The 17,028-nt window shown below is 63.2% G+C and carries 17 protein-coding genes and 1 pseudogene; 13 read left to right on the top strand and 5 right to left on the bottom strand.

Features of this window, described 5'->3' with window-relative positions; all coding sequences use genetic code 11:
* Nucleotides 1-3: 3 nt before the first annotated feature.
* From modB to AC0L28_RS14570, 3 genes are all read left to right on the top strand, one after another.
* On the top strand, nucleotides 4-708 hold the full coding sequence (modB, locus tag AC0L28_RS14580) for a molybdate ABC transporter permease subunit (protein ID WP_027153742.1): 705 nt from the start codon (nucleotides 4-6) through the stop codon (nucleotides 706-708).
* Complete coding sequence (gene modC / locus AC0L28_RS14575; protein WP_128174128.1) at nucleotides 705-1,817, top strand: molybdenum ABC transporter ATP-binding protein; 1,113 nt, start codon at nucleotides 705-707, stop codon at nucleotides 1,815-1,817. Before modB ends, modC begins: the two co-directional genes overlap by 4 nt.
* A gap of 87 nt (nucleotides 1,818-1,904) precedes the next feature.
* The gene (locus AC0L28_RS14570) at nucleotides 1,905-2,246 is read left to right on the top strand and encodes a winged helix-turn-helix domain-containing protein (protein WP_023798788.1); all 342 of its coding nucleotides are present in this window, start codon (nucleotides 1,905-1,907) and stop codon (nucleotides 2,244-2,246) included.
* Nucleotides 2,247-2,273: 27 nt separating this feature from the next.
* Here the strand turns inward: AC0L28_RS14570 and cobF are convergent, their stop codons facing one another.
* A complete protein-coding gene (gene cobF / locus AC0L28_RS14565) occupies nucleotides 2,274-3,047 on the bottom strand; it encodes a precorrin-6A synthase (deacetylating) (RefSeq protein ID WP_473478222.1) in 774 nt (257 codons plus the stop codon).
* A gap of 345 nt (nucleotides 3,048-3,392) precedes the next feature.
* Between cobF and AC0L28_RS14560 the strand changes: the two genes are divergently transcribed.
* The 7 genes and pseudogenes from AC0L28_RS14560 (at nucleotide 3,393) to AC0L28_RS14530 (ending at nucleotide 9,303) form a co-directional block, all read left to right on the top strand.
* Nucleotides 3,393-4,400, top strand: a complete 1,008-nt coding sequence (locus AC0L28_RS14560) for a DUF4424 domain-containing protein (RefSeq protein ID WP_128167093.1) — start codon at nucleotides 3,393-3,395, stop codon at nucleotides 4,398-4,400.
* On the top strand, nucleotides 4,400-4,918 hold the full coding sequence (locus AC0L28_RS14555) for a dihydrofolate reductase (RefSeq protein ID WP_023798791.1): 519 nt from the start codon (nucleotides 4,400-4,402) through the stop codon (nucleotides 4,916-4,918). The genes AC0L28_RS14560 and AC0L28_RS14555 overlap by 1 nt, the downstream gene beginning before the upstream one ends.
* A gap of 142 nt (nucleotides 4,919-5,060) precedes the next feature.
* A complete protein-coding gene (gene hflK, locus AC0L28_RS14550) occupies nucleotides 5,061-6,170 on the top strand; it encodes an FtsH protease activity modulator HflK (RefSeq protein WP_027154960.1) in 1,110 nt (369 codons plus the stop codon).
* The gene (gene hflC / locus AC0L28_RS14545; protein ID WP_128167091.1) at nucleotides 6,170-7,147 is read left to right on the top strand and encodes a protease modulator HflC; all 978 of its coding nucleotides are present in this window, start codon (nucleotides 6,170-6,172) and stop codon (nucleotides 7,145-7,147) included. The genes hflK and hflC overlap by 1 nt, the downstream gene beginning before the upstream one ends.
* Nucleotides 7,148-7,293: 146 nt before the next feature.
* A pseudogene (locus AC0L28_RS14540) lies at nucleotides 7,294-7,443 on the top strand (DUF2065 domain-containing protein); the annotation flags it as partial.
* A 138-nt stretch (nucleotides 7,444-7,581) separates the two neighbouring features.
* Entirely contained in the window at nucleotides 7,582-9,096 is a 1,515-nt protein-coding gene (locus AC0L28_RS14535; protein ID WP_128167087.1) for a DegQ family serine endoprotease, read from the top strand.
* A 75-nt stretch (nucleotides 9,097-9,171) separates the two neighbouring features.
* A complete protein-coding gene (locus AC0L28_RS14530) occupies nucleotides 9,172-9,303 on the top strand; it encodes a hypothetical protein (protein ID WP_287180751.1) in 132 nt (43 codons plus the stop codon).
* A 16-nt stretch (nucleotides 9,304-9,319) separates the two neighbouring features.
* Here the strand turns inward: AC0L28_RS14530 and AC0L28_RS14525 are convergent, their stop codons facing one another.
* Together AC0L28_RS14525 and serB are read right to left on the bottom strand one after the other, a co-directional pair.
* Nucleotides 9,320-9,883 (bottom strand): GNAT family N-acetyltransferase, encoded by a 564-nt coding sequence (locus tag AC0L28_RS14525; protein WP_128167085.1) that lies wholly within the window; start codon nucleotides 9,881-9,883, stop codon nucleotides 9,320-9,322.
* Complete coding sequence (gene serB / locus AC0L28_RS14520; RefSeq protein ID WP_128167083.1) at nucleotides 9,880-10,767, bottom strand: phosphoserine phosphatase SerB; 888 nt, start codon at nucleotides 10,765-10,767, stop codon at nucleotides 9,880-9,882. The genes AC0L28_RS14525 and serB overlap by 4 nt, the downstream gene beginning before the upstream one ends.
* On the opposite strand from serB, the gene miaA reads away from it, so the two are divergent.
* Nucleotides 10,757-11,749, top strand: a complete 993-nt coding sequence (miaA, locus tag AC0L28_RS14515) for a tRNA (adenosine(37)-N6)-dimethylallyltransferase MiaA (RefSeq protein WP_023798798.1) — start codon at nucleotides 10,757-10,759, stop codon at nucleotides 11,747-11,749. The two genes, serB and miaA, sit on opposite strands and share 11 nt — an antisense overlap.
* Nucleotides 11,750-11,852: 103 nt before the next feature.
* Nucleotides 11,853-12,644, top strand: a complete 792-nt coding sequence (locus tag AC0L28_RS14510) for a GGDEF domain-containing protein (RefSeq protein WP_023798799.1) — start codon at nucleotides 11,853-11,855, stop codon at nucleotides 12,642-12,644.
* A 217-nt stretch (nucleotides 12,645-12,861) separates the two neighbouring features.
* Here AC0L28_RS14510 and AC0L28_RS14505 read toward each other — a convergent pair whose 3' ends face one another.
* Complete coding sequence (locus AC0L28_RS14505) at nucleotides 12,862-14,700, bottom strand: ATP-binding protein (protein ID WP_128177748.1); 1,839 nt, start codon at nucleotides 14,698-14,700, stop codon at nucleotides 12,862-12,864.
* 160 nt (nucleotides 14,701-14,860) lie between these two features.
* Nucleotides 14,861-16,663: an NAD(P)-binding domain-containing protein gene (locus tag AC0L28_RS14500; protein WP_473478218.1), complete on the bottom strand. Its 1,803-nt coding sequence runs from the start codon at nucleotides 16,661-16,663 to the stop codon at nucleotides 14,861-14,863.
* Nucleotides 16,664-16,800: 137 nt separating this feature from the next.
* Here AC0L28_RS14500 and AC0L28_RS14495 point away from each other — a divergent pair, with 137 nt between their 5' ends.
* Nucleotides 16,801-17,001 carry a hypothetical protein gene (locus AC0L28_RS14495; protein ID WP_091594240.1) on the top strand — a complete coding sequence of 67 codons (201 nt, stop codon included), beginning with the start codon at nucleotides 16,801-16,803 and terminating at the stop codon, nucleotides 16,999-17,001.
* Nucleotides 17,002-17,028: the final 27 nt, after the last annotated feature.

The following is a 17,028-nucleotide window of genomic DNA, read 5'->3' as shown; positions in this document are numbered from 1 at the left end:
AGGATGGATTGGTTGCTGGACCTCACTCCCGACGAATGGAACGCGGTCCGGCTGTCGATCAAGGTGGCGACAGTGGCGATGGTCGCCAGCCTGCCGCCCGGCATATTGATCGCGCTTGTGCTTGCCCGTGGCCAATTCTGGGGCAAGACGCTGCTCAACGGGCTGGTGCATCTGCCGTTGATCCTGCCGCCGGTGGTTATCGGCTATCTGCTGCTGCTTTCCTTCGGCAGGCGCGGCCCGGTCGGGGCGTTTCTGGCCGAGCATTTCGGCATTGTCTTCTCCTTTCGCTGGACAGGTGCCGCATTGGCCTGCGCTGTCATGGGCTTTCCCCTGATGGTGCGGGCGATCCGGCTGTCGATCGAGGCGGTCGACCGCAGAATTGAGGCGGCGGCCGGGACGCTTGGCGCCAATCCGTTGTGGGTATTCGGGACGATCACGCTGCCGCTGATCCTGCCCGGCCTGATTACCGGCGCGATCCTGTCTTTCGCCAAGGCGATGGGCGAATTCGGCGCAACGATCACTTTCGTTTCCAACATCCCCAACCAGACGCAGACGCTGCCGTCGGCGATCTACACGTTCACGCAGGTGCCGGGCGGCGATGCCGGCGCGCTCAGGCTGACGCTGATCTCGATCGTCATCTCGATGGCAGCACTTGTCGCATCGGAGGTGCTGGCGCGGCGCGTCGGCAGGCGGATGGATATCGAATGACCGTTGTGGTCGACATCAGCCATCGGCTTGGCGACTTCGAGGTCGACGCCCGCTTCGAGAGCGCCGGGCGGCTGACCGCACTGTTCGGGCCCTCGGGCTCCGGCAAGACGACGCTGATCAACATGATTGCGGGCCTGATCCGGCCGGACAAGGGGCGGATCGAGGCCGACGGCCGCGTGCTGGTCGATACGGATGCGGGTCGGTTCGTGCCGAAGCACAAGCGCCGCATCGGCATGGTGTTCCAGGACGCGCGGCTGTTTCCGCATATGAGCGTGGCCAGCAATCTGCGCTACGGCCGCTGGTTCACGCCGACGGCCGAACGCTATGCGGACATCAAAGCGGTGGTCGACCTTCTCGGCATCGGTGCTTTGCTCGACCGGCGGCCGGCAAAGCTTTCCGGCGGCGAGAAACAGCGCGTGGCGATCGGCCGGGCGCTGCTCGCCAGCCCGAAACTGTTGCTGATGGACGAGCCGCTGGCTTCGCTTGACGAGGCCCGCAAGGCAGAAATCCTGCCTTACATCGAGCGGCTGCGCGACGAGACGAAAATCCCGATCGTCTATGTCAGCCATTCGGTCTCGGAGGTCGCGCGGCTGGCAAGCGACGTCGTTGTGCTGGCGCAAGGCAAAGTCGCTGCTTGCGGCCCGACCGGGGCGATCATGCAGCGGCTCGACCTGTTGCCGGCGGAGGAGCGCGGCGAGGGCGGCGCGGTGCTGGATACCGCGGTGCTGCGCCACGACAATGTCTTTGGCATGACCGTGCTCGGCTCGGTGGCGGGCGAGATCCGCGTGCCGCTTCTGGCCGTGCCGGTCGGTGCGCCGATGCGCGTTCGCATCCGTGCCCGCGATGTGATGATCGCCACCGAACAGCCGACGGGTCTCAGCGCGCTCAACATCCTGCAGGGCACGATCGTGACGATGGCGCCGGGCGAGGGTCCCGCAGTCGAGATCGGCATCGACTGCCATGGCGCAACCGTGCTTGCCCGGATCACCGAGCAATCGCGACAGACGCTGAAACTCCGGCTTGGTCGAGTGGTCTACGCCGTGGTCAAGACGGTGAGCTTCGACCCGGCGAATATGAGCGCCGGCCTGCCAGTCGAGGCGGATGGATGACCCGCGGATGATCGTCGCTATATCATTTTGGAATAGCGGTATTGCCGGAGAGCTTCTAGGATGGATGACGGGACTGCGGAGGAGCGTATGCCGTCGCTGAGCTTGCGGATAAACCTCGATCCAGAAGGGCGCATCGGGCCGGGCAAGATCGAGCTTCTGGAGCAGATCGCCGCCTTCGGCTCGATCTCGGCGGCGGCGCGCGGCATGGAAATGTCCTACAAACACGCCTGGGATCTGGTCGAGGACATGAACCGGGTGTTCGGCAAGCCGCTGGTCGCGGCGCAGACCGGTGGCAAAAAGGGCGGCGGCGCCCAGTTGACTCCGGCGGGGCTTGCGGTGGTCAGCCGCTTTCGCGCCATCGAACGGGCAGCGGCTTCCGCGGCGGCGGCGCATCTGGAAGCTTTACAGGCGGAGATCGATGCCGGGTGAGGTCGGTGGAACCTGTATTGGCGGAGCCTACTCCTCCGGCTCGCCGGGCTTGCGCAGCAGATAAGTGTCCAGGATCCAGCCTTTTTTCCGGCGCGCCTCGTCGCGGGTCCTGACGATCTCGTCGCCGACGTCGCCAAGGCGGCCGGAAATGAGGATCTCGTCGGGCGTGCCGAGATAAGCGCCCCAGTGGATAAGGAGGTCGTTGTCGTCCAGCGTGTTGAAGGCGCACTTGCCGTCCAGCATGACGACGGTGCTGCCGGCATTGTCGGGCAAGCCTTCCTCGGTGAGCCGGCGGCCGGTGGTGATCTGAACCGCATCGCCGATGCGGTTCAGCGCCATCTTATGGCTTGCGGCGAGCGCCTGGACGGCAGTGATGCCGGGGATCACTTCGAGCTCGAACGCGACATTGCCTCTCATGCGCACCCGCTCCAGGATGCGTAGCGCGCTGTCGTAGAGCGAGGGATCGCCCCAGATCAGGAACGCACCGCAGCCATCTTGCGAAAGCTCGTCGCGGATCAGGCTTTCATAGATCGCGGCGATCGCCTCGTGCCAGTCATCGACGGTCGAGCGATAGGAGGGCGCTGGCTCGGCCCGCACCGGCACGTCGAATTCGACCCGGCGCGAGTTTGGATTGGTGACGAATCGGTCGCAGATCTGGCGGCGCAGTTCTGCGAGATCGTTCTTCCTGGCGCCCTTGTCGGGGATGAACAGCACGTCGGCGCGGTTCAAGCCGTCGACCGCCTGCACGGTCATGTGGTCGGGATTGCCGGCGCCGATGCCGATGACGAGAAGCTTGCGCATGGGCGATCTCCTGCCCCATCGGAACGTCGCTGTCCAGACTGGCCCGGCGGGTGGGCATGGCATGTGCGCAAGCGCGGAAGGGCTTTGAAACCCAACATTGAAACGGCTAGAGCGACGTGCGTCCACTTGGACGCACAAAGTACGCTCTAGCACCTTGAATCGTCGCATCGTGCTTTCCGAAAATCGATTCCGATTTTCGGGCCGATGCGATAGAGGGACGTGCGTCCACCTGGACGCACAAAGTACGCTCTAGCACCTTGAATCGTCGCATCGTGCTTTCCGAAATCGATTCCGATTTTCGGGCCGATGCGATAGAGTCATCGGCATCTCGCCCAGGGAGCTTCCATGTTCCGTTATGTCCTGACCGCCGCGCTGGCGCTTTCGGCCACGCCCGTGTTCGCCAATGATTCGATCGCCGAATTGGGGACGGGCGGCCTGATCCTGTCGCGCAGCGACGCGGTCGCCATGGAAAGCGAGGACCTCTACATCTCGCCGGAAAAGGTGACGGTCGACTATGTCTTCCGCAACAACACCGACAAGGATGTCGATGCGATCGTCGCCTTTCCGATGCCTGACATCGAAGGCGATCCGAACGAGATGCCGGCAATTCCCGACGGCCAGAGCGATAATTTCCTCGGCTTCGAGGTGACCATAGACGGCGTGGCGGCAAAGCCGCAGCTCGAGCAGAAGGCATTTGCGCTCGGCATCGACATCAGTGCCGATCTCGAGTCGCAGAACGTGCCGTTCTACCCGTTCGGCGATGCGGCCAGGGCGGCATTGGCGAAGCTGCCGCAAGCGGTTGCCGACGACTGGGTAGACCGCGGCCTCATCATCGAGGACACCGCCGACGACGGGTCTGGCATGAAAACCGTCTATGTGCCGTTCTGGCAATTGCGCTCGACTTATTGGTGGCGCTCGACCTTTCCAGCCAACAAGGCAGTCCGCGTCGCCCATCGCTACAAGCCCAGCGTCGGCGGCACCTCCTCGGTCAGCTTCTTCTATGACGGCCAGTTCCAGGGCCAATACGCCGCCTACAAGACCCGTTACTGCATGGACGGCACGTTCGAGAATGCGATTCGCAAGGCGGCGAAGGGCACTCCCGACGGCACGCCGAGATATTTCGAAAACCGCATCGCCTATGTCCTGACCACTGGCGGCAACTGGGCGACTGGCTCGATCGGCAAGTTCAAGCTGACCGTCGACAAGGGCGATCCGAAGAACCTGGTCTCGTTCTGTGGCGAAAACGTCAGCAAAGTCGGGCCGACGCGTTTCGAGATGACGGCAGAGAATTTCTACCCTGAGCACGACATCGACATAATGCTGCTGGTACCTTCGGGCGGGAGCGGCGGCTGATGGACGTCGCGATCTATGTCGCCATCGCCGAAAACGGTGTGATCGGGCGCGATGGCGGTTTGCCGTGGCGGCTTTCCAGCGATCTCAAGCGGTTCAAGGCCGACACGATGGGCAAACCTGTCATCATGGGTCGCAAGACCTATGAAGGCATCGGCCGGCCTCTGCCGGGCAGGCTCAATATCGTGGTGACCCGCGACAAGGCCTGGCGCGCCGAGGGCGTCGAAGTCGTGCATTCGCTCGACGAGGCGATCCGCCTGGCGAAGGTGCGCGGGCGCTGCATGGCCGGCGCCGACGAAATCTGCGTCATCGGCGGCGGCGAGATCTATGCCCAGGCGCTGCCGCTGGCCGACCGCTTGCATGTCACCCATGTCCTTGCCGCAGTCGACGGCGACGCGCATTTCCCGCCGATCGACCCGGATTTGTGGCGCATCGGCCGCTCGCAGGACGTTCCGGCCGGTGAAAAGGATAGTCATGCGACACGCTATTCGGTTTACGAGCGACGCCGCGACGTGCATTGAGAGACGGTAAAGGGTCGCGACGGTCCAAAACGGACGGTGACGACGACCGATCGCGTTGAAAGCGCGCCGTCGCATCCCTATAGAAGAACAACACCGGATTTTGCGTCGTCAGGCCGGCGCATGAGGGAGCGAAAGGACATTTATGCCCTGGAATGACAAAAGCGGCGGAGGCGGCGGCCCATGGGGCGGCGGCAACAATCCAGGACCCTGGGGGCAGGGACCAAAGGGGCCTAGCGGTCCGCAGGGCTCGCCTCCCGATCTCGAAGACATCATCCGGCGCGGCCAGGACAGGTTGCGGCGTGCTTTGCCGGGTGGCACTGGCGCCAGCCCAGCCGTGTTCGGATTGATCGCGGCAGCGCTTATAGCGCTGTGGGCGTTCAAGGCGGTCTATACCGTGCAGCCCGACGAGGTTGCGGTCGAACTCAGATTCGGCGTGCCAAAGGCAGAGTTCTCCCAGCCCGGCCTGCATTTCCATTGGTGGCCCATCGAGACGGTCGAGACGGCCGTGATTGCCGAACAACTCGTCAACATCGGCGGCGGCACGGCCTCCGGCAACGGTTCAGGGCTGATGCTTTCGGGCGACCAGAACATCGTCAACGTCCAGTTCTCGGTGGCCTATCAGGTCTCCGATCCGAGGGCCTATCTGTTCGACGTGTCCGATCCCGACGGCATGCTGCGCCAGGTCGCCGAAAGCGCCATGCGTGAAGCAGTCGGCCGGCGGCCGGCGCAGGACATCTTCCGCGATGATCGCGAGGGCATTGCAGCGTCCGTGCGCGAAATCATCCAGACGACGCTGGACGGCTACAAGGCCGGCCTGAACGTCAACGCGATTTCGATCGAGGATGCCGCACCGCCGCGCGAAGTGGCCGACGCCTTCGACGAGGTGCAGCGCGCCGAACAGGACGAGGACAAGTTCGTCGAGCAGGCCAACCAGTATTCCAACCAGAAGCTCGGCCAGGCGCGCGGCGAGGCCGCACAGATCCGCGAGGAGGCGGCCGGCTACAAGAACCGGGTCGTGCAGGAGGCCGAAGGCGAGGCGCAGCGCTTCATCTCGGTCTATGACGAATACGCCAAGGCGCCGGATGTGACGCGCCAGCGGCTTTATCTGGAAACGATGGAGAGGGTTCTGAAGGATTCCAGCAAGGTCATTATCGAGCAAGGCAGCGGACCAGGGGTCGTTCCCTATCTGCCGCTGCCGGCATTGCAGCAGAAGGCGCCGGCGCCGGCGCCGGTGCTGGGAGGAAACCAGTGATGGCCAACCGTCTTCCCATCATCGCCGTCATCGCCGCGGTCGTCCTGTTCCTGCTCTATTCGTCGGTCTTCGTTGTCAATGCGCGCCAGCAGGCACTGGTGCTCAGGTTCGGCGAGATCGTCGACGTCAAGAGCCAGCCGGGCATCTATTTCAAGGCGCCGTTCGCCTTCTTCGATGCCGACAGCGTGCAGTTGATCGAAAACAGGGTGCTGCGCTTCGACCTCGACAACATCCGCGTCCAGGTTTCGGGCGGCAAGTTTTATGAGGTCGACGCCTTCATCGCCTATCGGATCTCGGATCCGCGCGTGTTTCGCTCCGCGGTTTCCGGCCAGATCGAGCTGGCCGAGGCACGCTTGAGGACGCGTCTCGACGCCGCCTTGCGCCGTGTCTACGGTCTGCGCGACTTCGAGGCGGCGCTCTCGGAAGAGCGAGCCGTGATGATGCGCGAAGTGCGCGATCAGCTGAGGCCCGACGCCACGTCGCTCGGCCTGCAGATCGAGGATGTCCGCATTCGCCGGACCGATTTGACGGCGGAAGTCTCGCAACAGACATATGACCGCATGAAGGCTGAGCGTCTGGCCGAAGCCGAGCGGCTGCGGGCGCGCGGCAACGAGGCGGCGCAGCGCATCAGGGCGCGCGCCGACCGCGAAGTGGTGGAGATCGTCGCCGAGGCACGGAGAGAGTCTGAAATCCTGCGCGGTGAAGGTGAAGCTCAACGCAGCGCCACCTTCGCGAACGCCTACCAGCGCGATCCAGCCTTCTTCGACTTTTACCGGTCGATGAATGCCTACGGTACGGCGCTGAACAGTACCGGGACGACGATGGTGCTGTCGCCGAATTCGGACTTCTTCCGCTTCTTCCGCAATCCCGCCGGCGCGGACACGCCGGCAGCGCCGGCTGCACCGGCAGCGCCTGGGCCAGCAGCTGGGCCCCGTGCACCCGCTGCACCGACAGCGCAGCCAGGCACCGGCCAGTAACGGCCGGTGCAGGACTTTCTGGCGGCAATAGGCCTGGTTCTCGCGCATGACCCCGAAAATCGGAATCGATTTTCGGAAAGGATCATGCGCCAAATCAAAGTGCTACAGCGTCCTTTGCGCGTCCAAAGGACGCGCGGCGCTGTAGTGTCGAGGGCCTGGTCTTTGGCGGCTTTCCCGGTCTCGCCAAGAAATTTGCCGGCGAAGTTCTGTCGATGCCGGAAAATACGCTGCGGGTCGCCGGGCTGATTGCAATCGCCGTTGGTGTCGGCCTGGTCTGGCTGGTGCGTGGTGGATGACGATGATTTCGGGATAACGGAGGATTTATCCTCTGCCGATAGCCATAGCCGCAAACGTGCCGTATTTCTTGCCAACATGGCTCGACGCAGCGTTTTCGGCGAGCGCTTTTCTTCTCAGAGACACCGGGAGACTTCTCGATGACATCCAACAGCTTTTTGCGCGCGGCGAGGCGGACATTCACCGCGGGTGCTGCAGCACTTCTTATCGGCGTCGCTACCGTCCCGTCGCTGGTGACGCCCGCGGCCGCCGACGACGGCCCGGCTTCGGTCGCCGATCTGGCGCAGGGCCTGCTCGGCGCCGTGGTCAATATATCGACCTCGCAGAGGGTGAAGGGCACGGAAGGCCCGGGCGCGGTGCCGATGCCGCAGCTTCCAGAGGGCTCGCCCTTCCAGGACTTCTTCGACGATTTCTTCAAGAACCGTCCCGGCGAACAGGGCAACCCCTCGCAAAAGGTGCAGTCGCTGGGCTCAGGCTTCGTGGTCGACGCCGAGCAGGGCATCGTGGTGACGAATAACCACGTGATCGCCGATGCCGACGACATCGAGGTGAATTTCTCCGACGGCGTGACGCTGAAGGCGACGCTGGTCGGCACCGACACCAAGACCGACGTGGCGGTGCTGAAGGTCGATCCGAAAGGGCACAAGCTGACGGCGGTGAAATTCGGCGATTCCAGCAAGATGCGCGTCGGTGACTGGGTGATGGCGATCGGCAATCCGTTCGGCCTCGGCGGCACCGTGACGGTCGGCATCGTCTCGGCCCGCAACCGCGACATCAATTCCGGCCCCTATGACGATTTCATCCAGACTGATGCCGCGATCAACCGCGGCAATTCCGGCGGGCCGCTGTTCAACAGCGCCGGCGAGGTGATCGGCATCAACACGGCGATCATCTCGCCGTCCGGCGGCTCGATCGGCATCGGCTTTTCCATTCCCTCGCAGCTGGCGTTGGGCGTCGTCGACCAGCTCCGCCAGTTCGGCGAGACGCGGCGCGGCTGGCTCGGTGTGCGCATCCAGCCGGTGACGGACGACATTGCCGAGAGCCTCGGCATGGCGACCGCCAAGGGCGCACTGGTCGCCGGCGTCATCAAGGGCGGGCCTGTCGACAACGGCACCATCCTGGCGGGCGACGTCATCATCAAGTTCGACGGCAGGGACGTCAATGAAATGCGCGACCTGCCGCGCGTCGTCGCCGAGAGCACGGTCGGCAAGGCTGTCGACGTGGTCATCGTGCGCAAGGGCGTCGAGCAGACCGTGAAGGTGACGCTTGGCCGGCTCGAAGATGGCGAAAAGCTTGCCAGCGGCGAGAACGGCAATACCGACAAGGACACTGGCGACGAGGCGCCTGCCGTCCCGACGGCCTCCGTGCTCGGCATGACCGTTGGCGACCTCAACGACGAGACGCGGACGAAATTCGGCATTGCCGCCGAAGTCTCCGGCGTGGTCATCACTGAAGTCGCCAAGGATTCGGCCGCTGCCGAACGCGGCATTCAGGCCGGCGAGGTGATCACCGAGATCGCGCAGGAATCGGTCGCCACGCCCAAGGATGTCATGGACCGGATTGCTGCGTTGAAGGAGCAGGGACGCAAGAATGCGCTGCTGATGCTGGCGTCGAAGAGCGGCGAATTGCGGTTTGTGACGATCCGGATGGACTGAGTCCCGGAGGCACGTGCTGATGGTGTGTCGCTGAACCAGTGGATCGCGTCGGCGGTGGCGCAAAAGGTTGGAGCCATGAAGACAGCGGCCGATTTCCTGCGCCGACGGGCTGGTAATGCATCGGGCGACGATTTCGCGAAAGTGCTCGATCGGGTCGGCGTCAAACCGCCGCAACCCGGCGACGAGCTTCCGTTTGAAAAGCGCTGATCAGGGCCGGCGCTGATCAGCGCCGATTTGCTCGCCAATCCGTGGCTGTCAGCCTGTAGAACACATGCCGCTTGAGCCTGGCGTGGCTGTCCGGAATGCCGGGGTGGTCGAAATCCCTGGCCGGGTCGGCGGTCATGCCCAGGCGTTCCATGACGGCGGTGGACCGGCTGTTATCCCTGACGGCGAAAGAAACGATTTCCTCGAGGCCAAGCGTTTCGAAGCCATAGGCGAGCCAGGCTTCGGCTGCCTCGGTGACATAGCCATGGCCCCAGAATTCGGGCGCCAGCCGCCAGCCGATCTCGACGGTGCCGGCCGGCAGGAACGGCAAATGATCGGTGTCGAGGAGGCCGACGAAGCCGATGCATTGGCGCGTTTCAACTATCTCGGCGGCAGCGAAACCGTAGCCATCCTCGGCAATCCAGGCGCGGAACTCGTCCATCTTGGCGTCGGCCTGCGCGCGGTCGCGGCGAAACGGAAAGAACTCCATGACGCGCTCGTCGGAGTTGATGCGGTAGAAGAGGTCGCGGTCGCGATCCTCCCAGTTGCGCAGGATCAGGCGCTCGGTGCGGATTGGCGTCACTCCACAAACTCCTCCCGCCGGTAGCCCTGCAGATAGAGAAGCGCGGTCAGGTCGCCATGGTCGATGCGGAATTTTGCCTCCGCCGCCACGACCTGCTTGGCATGAAGCGCCACACCGGTGCCGGCAAGGCGGATCATGTCGAGGTCGTTGGCGCCATCGCCGACAGCAATGGCGTCGGCGGTCGTCAGCCCGAGGCGCGCCGAAATCTCGAGCAGCGCATCGGCCTTGGCGGCGCGCCCCAGGATCGGCTCGGCGACCAGCCCGGTGAAGCGGCCATCCTGCTCGATCAGGCGGTTGGCGCGATTCTCCTGAAAGCCGAGCATGCCGCCGATGCGTGAGGTGAAGACGTTGAAGCCACCCGACACGAGTGCAGTCCAAGCGCCGTTGGCCCGCATGGTCTGGACAAGCGCGCGGCCACCGGAAGCCAGCGTCAGGCGATTGGCGATGATGCGGTCGACCACGGCAGTGTCGAGGCCTTTCAGCAGCGCCACCCGCTCGCGCAAGGCCGGCTCGAAAGCGATCTCGCCATTCATCGATCGCGCCGTGATGGCGGCGACGTAATCCTTGACGCCGATCTCGTCGGCGAGTTCGTCGATGCACTCCTGGTCGATGACAGTCGAATCCATATCGGCGATAAGGATTTTCTTTCGCCTGCCCTCGGGCCGCTGAACGATCACGTCAACCGGTTCGGGTGCAAGCACGGCGCGCAGGCTGGCGGTCGTTTCAGCGGCTTCGGCCGTCTCGGGCAGGGCGATTTCACAAGCGATGCCTTCGGCCAGCCAGCGAACAGTGCTTGCGCCGACCGACCGCGACGCCATATTCGCAAGCGCCGGCGACAATGCGCGACCGGCGGGATGGGATACAAGCGTGGCGATCAGCGGCATAAAAAATTCCGGCGGGCAGGCGGGCGAGGGCCGCGTTAAGAACGCGATCCTGATAGCCGGGCCGACCGCCAGCGGCAAGTCCGCCCTTGCGCTCGCCCTCGCCGAGCGCAACGGCGGCGTCATCGTCAACACCGATTCGATGCAGGTCTATTCGGTGCTCGACGTGCTGACGGCGCGGCCGACTGCTGCCGAACTCGCTCGCGTCCCGCATTTCCTCTACGGACATGTCCATCCCTCCACCGTCTATTCCACTGGCGCCTGGCTGCGCGACGTGATGAATCTCATCGACGACGGCGCGTTCGTCGAACGTCCGGTCGGCACGTTCTTCGAACGGCCGGTGATTTTCGTCGGCGGCACCGGGCTTTATTTCCGGGCGCTTGCGGAGGGCATTTCGGAAATGCCCGACATTCCGCAGTCGATCCGTGATCGCTGGCGCTACGAACTCCAGGAGCAGGGCGCAGCCAAGCTGCACCGTATCCTGCTGCGCAGGGATTCTGCAGCCGGCATGATGCTGAAGCCGACCGACGGCCAGCGCATCGTGCGGGCGCTGGAGGTGCTCGACGCATCGGGCCGTTCCATCCTGGAATGGCAGGCGGCGCGCGGCCGTCCACTGATCGACAGAGCCAGCACGCGCTTCCTTGTGATCGAGCCGGACCGAGCGGAGCTGGTGGAGCGGATCGAGGCGCGGTTCGACCGCATGCTGGAGAAGGGCGCCCTCGACGAGGTCACGCAGATCACCGATCTTGGCCTCGATCCCGACTTGCCTGCGATGAAAGCCATCGGCGTTCGCGAACTCCAGGCCGCAATGGCCGGCGAGCTGAGTTTTCCCGAAGCGATCGAGCGCGCGAAGATCGCGACGCGACAGTATGCCAAGCGCCAGGCGACCTGGTTCAGGCATCAGTTGGGTCCGGAATGGCTGAGATTGCGCCCTGGTGATCGTGTGGAATCCACGATCTTGGATACCTTTTCGAGTGCAACCTGAAAAGTTGACTTTAAGGGAAGACCTCCCGTTGAAGTTGTCCTAATTAACCCTCCGTAAGGCCGTCGATGCCATAACGTCTTTAGGGTTTTGCAACGGGGAGCAGATGCGTTTTCACAAGGCGGAATCAGCCTTTTTCGTCTTCATCTTCGTAATCCTGGCCGCCGGCCTGGTGACGCTTCACGCCTATGGGCTTCTGCAGGCGCTCGCGGCGGAGATCACTACGCCTGCCGCGATTGAGAAGACCACTTATCTCAACAAGCTGTTGTTTGGGACCGGCGTCCTTTTGGCGACTGCCCTGTTCTTCGGGATTTTCTTCATCTACCCGCTGATCCGCAAGCAGGCGACGGAAGAAGGCAAGCTGCGCGCCATGACGGTTTCGCTCAGCGCCCGTTCGGAAACGCTGGAGCATGCGGCGCTGACCGACGGCCTGACCGGCATGCAGAACCGGCGTTATTTCGACGATGCACTGAAGGAATATCTCGAGGAATTCCGTCGCATCGACAAGCCGGTCGGGCTGATGATCCTTGATCTCGACCATTTCAAGCAGGTCAACGACACCCACGGCCATGATGTCGGTGACCAGGTGTTGCGGGCGGTCGCCAGTTGTCTCAAGGACATGACACGCTATCACGACGTGGTGGCGCGCCTGGGTGGTGAGGAGTTCGCGGTGGTCACGCCCAACATGGATGCCGAACTGCTGTCCAGGTTCGCCGAGCGCATCCGCAAGGCGATCGCCAACATGTCGATACTATCGGGCAATGTCCGGCTGAAGATCACCACCAGCGTCGGCCTTGCCATCTGGGACCGCAAGGAAACCGCCGAAGAGTTCTATCGCCGCGCCGACCGCCAGCTCTACGAAGCCAAGAGGCAAGGCCGCAACCGCGTCTGCGCCTGAAATCCCGGAGAAGAATTCATGAGGCCGGCCGACTGACGCAGCTTTCTCGACTTCCGGTGCTCATGAACTCAAATGTCCACTCCGCGCCGGGTTCTCGAAAGCCACCTCATTCGATCCGGCCTGATGAATTCCCTTCCGGGATTTGGCCCTGGTTTCCCAGGGTGACATAGTTTTAACTTTGGAAGCGCCTTAGCCTCACAGGCTAAAGCCGTCCGGCTCAATCGTTCTGCGAGCGCAGGCCGAAGGTTGCGGGTTTCAGGCCATAACGCATGTCGAAATCGTCGTCCGGCTGGGCGCGTGCGACAGTCGGGGCGGGCGGCTTGCGATAGTCGGGATCGCCGGCCTGCCGGCTCGAATCCACGACTTCGGCGAAGACCATCGCCTGCTGCGGTTTTGGAACGTTGCGAAGCCTTTCGACGATCGCCACCAGATCGACATCATGGCCAAGCTCGGACGGCAAGGCTTCCTCGCGCTTGGCTGTGCCCGGGATCAGGCCATCGGACAGTTTTTCGAATTTCATTCGCATGGTCGTCGCCACGCCTTCACCAAAGGCGATGGCTTCGCGCTGGCCCATCGAAGACAGGAACGCCAGTGTCGAGGCCGAGGAATCGGCGATCGCCGAGCGGATGATCGCCTGGTCCTGCTCGTTGGCGAGCCGCATCGCAAAAAAGGTCGAGCACTGCGACAGGATGGTGGGGTCGAGTTCGCCCGGGCGCTGTGTGACGATGCCGAGATAACAACCATATTTGCGGCCTTCCTTGGCGATGCGCGACAGCGCGTGCCGGGTCGGCGCGAAACCAAGGCGCGGATCGGCCGGCATGTAGCGGTGCGCTTCCTCGCACAGCAAAAGCAGCCGCAGCCGGCCTTCGCTCCACAGCGCCAGGTCGAAGGCCAGACGCGCCAGCACCGAGCAGACGGAATTGACCACTTCCGAAGGCATGCCTGCCATCTCGAAGCAGGTCACCGGGCGGCCGTGATGCGGCACGCGGAAGATGTTGCCGATCGTCTCGTGGATGGTGTCCTCGATCAGCCGCGAGTTGAACATGAAGCGGTAGCGCGGATCGGAGGCTGCCGATTCGATGCGCGTCTTCAGCGATTTGAGGGTGGGGCGGTCGTTCTTGCTTTCCAGCAGTCCCATGCGCTCGTCGATCTGCTTGATGAGATCGACAATGCGATAGGGCACCGGCGTGTCCGCGGTCAGCGCATCGCTGCCGCGCCTGAGATACGTGCCCGAATTCGGGTTGCGATAAAGGTTTTTGGCCGCGGGAATAAGATCGCGCAAGGCGTCCACCTCTTCCGGCACGATCTCTCGACCGCGAAACAGCACTTCGGCAAACTCCTCGAGCCTGAACATCCAGAAGGGCAGGTCCAGCGTCGCCGAATCGACCCTGACGCAGTGCTCTGGCAAGGACGCGGCGAACTCGTTGTGCGGATCGAGGATGAGAACGCGCAGGTCGGGTCGAGCGGCGATCGACTTGCGCAAAAGCAGCGAGACGGCGGTGGATTTGCCGACGCCGGTGGTGCCGACAATGGCGAAATGGCGCGCCAGCGTGTCGTCGATAGCGATGTTGGCGTCGATCTCCTCATCCTGTGACAGCGTGCCGATGGTGATCGAGTGACGCCCGGCCAGGTCATAGACCGCCTGCAGGTCGCGGCTGCGGATGCGGTGGGCAATGGCGCCGATATGTGGATAGGTGGTGATACCGCGGTCGAAAACCGGTTTGGCGCCGGGCTCGGCGCCGTCGCGCACCTCGCCGATCAGCTCGATACTGACCTCGATCGGGTTCTGGCCCTCATCGTGCCAGGCGCGATCCGACTTGCCGACCGCGTAGACCAGCCCGACGGTTCGCGTGTTGCCAAGGTTGATGGAGATCATCTTGCCGACGCTCCAATGGCCGGTGACCGTGCCTAGGATATCGGCGGCATGGGCGCTGATGGTGGCGCGCGCGCCGTCGCACTGGACGACATTGCCCAGAACGCGCTTGTCGCTCTGCTCCGCCTTGCGGCGCTCCTGCAATGTCGGCTCTCCAACGGAGGCGTCGCGGTCGACGAACATGGACAGGCTGTTCCCCATTTCCCTTTTCCATTTTCCCCAAGGCGATCGACCTTACGCCGACGCGGTTAAGGGGGGGTGAGGTCGGATGGTGTAGGGACGATTAAGCCGGTCGCGAAAATTGAACCGACCGGCGGCGAGTCCCGGCGACAGCCTCGAACCTCTATCCTGTGTGATGGACCTGCTGCAGCCCGTAGACCGGCGTCGCGATGCCCTCGTGCCGCGCTTTCAACTGCAGCGACAGGAACTGCGAATAGTGGCGTGACTGGTGCAGATTGCCGCCGTGGAACCAGAGCGCTTCCTGTTGCGTCGGCTTCCACATGTTGCGCTGCTCGCCCTCCCAGGGACCGGGATCCTTGGTGGTGTTCGAGCCGAGCCCCCAGCATTTCCCGACTTTGTCGGCGACCTCTTTCGAGATCAGCTCTGCCCCCCAGCCGTTCATCGAACCGTAGCCGGTGGCATAGACGACGACATCGGCCGGCAGCTCGGTGCCGTCGCTGAGCAGGACCGAATGTTCCTTGATCTCGGTCACGTCGACGCCGCTCTTCAGCTTGATGGCGCCGTCGATGATCAGCTGGGAGGCGCCGATATCGATATAGTAGCCGGAACCGCGCCTGAGATATTTCATGAACAGGCCCGAACCGTCGTCGCCCCAGTCGAGCATGAAGCCAGCTCTTTCCAGGCCCTCGTAGAAGGCGGCATCACGCTCCTTCATCTTCTCGTAGAGCGGGATCTGGAATTCGTGCAGGATCTTGTAGGGCAGCGAGGCGAAGAGGAGATCGGCCTTGGCCGTGGTCATGCCGTTTTGCACGGCCTGCTCCGAATAGAGGGCTCCGAGCCCGATATCCATCAGCGTGTCGGATCTGACGATGTGCGTGGTCGATCGCTGCACCATGGTGACGTCGACGCCGGCTTCCCAGAGTGCGGCGCAGATATCATGCGCGGAATTGTTCGACCCGATGACGACGACTTTCTTGCCAGCGTAGCTGTCTGGACCGGGATGTTTCGAGGAATGGTGCTGATCGCCCTTGAAATTCTCCATGCCTTTGAACTGCGGGATGTTGGGCCGGCCCGACATGCCGGTGGCCAGCACCAGCTGCTTCGGCTTCAGCGTGATGTCCTTGCCGTCGCGACGGACGACGACCGTCCATTCCTTCTTCTGATCGTCATAGGTGGCGCTCTTGGCCTGCGTGGAGGACCAATAGTTCAGCTCCATGACCTTGGTGTACATTTCCAGCCAGTCGCCGATCTTGTCCTTGGGCGAGAAGACCGGCCAGTTCCGAGGAAAGTCGATATAGGGCAGATGGTCATACCAGACCGGATCGTGCAGGCAGAGCGACTTGTAACGCTTGCGCCATGAATCGCCGGCACGCTCGTTCTTCTCGACGATAATGGTCGGCACGCCGAGCTGCCTCAGCCGGGCACCGAGCGCGATGCCGCCCTGGCCGCCGCCGATGATCAGCGTGTTGGGCTGATTGACAAAGCCGAGTTCGGCGGCTTCCTTCTCGCGCTCCTCCTTCCAGGTTGGCCGGTTTTTGCCGTGACCGTGCTTGGCACCCATCGGCCGGGCGAAGCCGGCGGGTTCCTCATGGTCCTTCAGCTCGACCATGGTGGTGAGCAGCGTCCAGATCTTGCCGTTCCTCAGCCTGATATGGCCGAAGCCGCGCGCAACCTCCGTTTCGAAACTGATCCAGCCTTCGAGCAGCCCATCGCTCTCCGTGGCGTCTTCGCTTTTCGCAAGCGCCCAGTTCGATGGCTTTATCGTCGCCAACTGGCTCATCAGCATATCGCGGACCTGGTCGCGACCTTCCATGGTCTTGATGTTCCAGGTGAAGGTCACCAGGTCGCGCCAGTAGCAGTCTTCCTGAAAGCACCCGACCGATCGGTCGATGTCGCCGGCGGCGAGCGCTGCGCTGAATTGGTCGAGCACGTCGGATAGTTTCTTGGCTGGGGCCTTGTCGAGCATCAAACTTCCTCCCGTGAAGTGCTGGTCGTCATCGCGGCTTGCCGGCCGTCCCAGGCCGGTCGACCGGAGTATCGCGGCAAACGGCGTGCCGCGTCACGTCGTCAAATAGTTTGGCGCGGTTTCAATGGCTTATCTGGATGATCGCGGACACTGATCCTGCCGGCGATCATGCGGAACGGTGGTTCGAGGCGATGGGTGCAACCGGGCTGCCTGGCCCGAACCGTCTGGCGTCTTTCATATTCGCCGTTGACAGCGGCGCAAAACCAATTCTATTGTCCGCCACCATGAAAACGGCACTCATTCTCGTAGTAGGAAAGCGTGTGGGCAAGGCGGTGTAACCGCCGGGCGAAAACCCCCCATGCGCA

The organism is Mesorhizobium sp. WSM4847 (genome assembly GCF_055811335.1).
The sequence above is the reverse complement of the archived record's forward strand: the minus strand, read 5'-3'. Positions and strand labels throughout refer to the sequence as shown.